Source organism: Kitasatospora sp. SC0581, assembly GCF_048159585.1.
Lineage (GTDB): Bacteria > Actinomycetota > Actinomycetes > Streptomycetales > Streptomycetaceae > Kitasatospora.
In genome coordinates, this window is sequence record NZ_JBLRWA010000134.1 from 1 (window position 1) to 460 (window position 460).

A 460-nucleotide genomic window follows, 5' to 3' on the forward strand; every position below is an offset into this window, starting at 1 on the left:
TATCAAAAGACGGAACTATCGAAGATTCCTTACTTTATTGTTTCATTTGGAAAAAATGGATCTTTGTTATTTTACAACAATCTTGTATATAAAGTCACTCCGCCAGACGTTCATACCGTAAATGATACGGGATGCGGGGATGCATTTGTCGGTGGATTGGTCTATGGCATGTCCTGCAGGTACGACGTTCAGAAAATGTTGAAGTTTGCTACAGCTGTCAGTGCCTCGAAGGCAATGCAGGCAACAAGTTCCGGATTTGATATTAAAGAAGCCGGGAACATCGAGCAGAATGTGAAGTTTGAAAGCATCGAAAAATCAGGGAGGAATTGCTATGTTATATGAAGCGGAAAGAAGAGATCTTTGTACAGTTGTGAAAACAATGTTTGATAGGTTTAACACAAATGCTGCAGGTGGGAACGTCAGCGTCCGGATGAACGGTAAACATATTATTATGACGCCG

General features: G+C 41.1%; 1 protein-coding gene. It reads left to right on the top strand.

Going from position 1 to position 460, the window contains the following annotated elements; translation table 11 throughout:
• A partial coding sequence (locus ACLWS4_RS37450) for a PfkB family carbohydrate kinase (protein WP_416876493.1) occupies positions 1 to 342 on the top strand: 342 nt, incomplete at its 5' end.
• Positions 343 to 460: the final 118 nt, after the last annotated feature.